This is a genomic window from Bacillus sp. SIMBA_008 (genome assembly GCF_046535495.1).
Classification (GTDB): domain Bacteria; phylum Bacillota; class Bacilli; order Bacillales; family Bacillaceae; genus Bacillus; species Bacillus subtilis.
In genome coordinates, this window is record NZ_JAWRWL010000702.1 from 1 (window position 1) to 260 (window position 260).

The following is a 260-nucleotide window of genomic DNA, read 5'->3' on the forward strand; positions in this document are numbered from 1 at the left end:
CGTGAAGTGGGACCAATCGTCAGTCTTCTCGACGCCGTTCGCGCCGTCACGGTTGACGGTCAGCCAGTTGGCCGAGGACCCGTCCTCTTTCCCCCACCCAAAGGCGCTCTCTATCTCTTGTAGGGTCGGCTCTTCTCCGTACGTCACGACCAGGACGCGAGGTTTCTCCTCCTTCGCACGCTCGGAGAACTCTGCCCGAAGTTTCGAGTTGACCGGCTCATCTCGGAACGAGTAGCCGACGATGAGCCAGCTGTCGGACT

The 260-nt window shown here is 60.8% G+C and carries 1 protein-coding gene; it reads right to left on the bottom strand.

Annotation, left to right across the window (positions count from 1 at the left end; translation table 11 throughout):
• The coding region (locus tag SB658_RS25055; protein WP_410603120.1) for a hypothetical protein at positions 1 to 260 on the bottom strand (260 nt) is incomplete at both ends.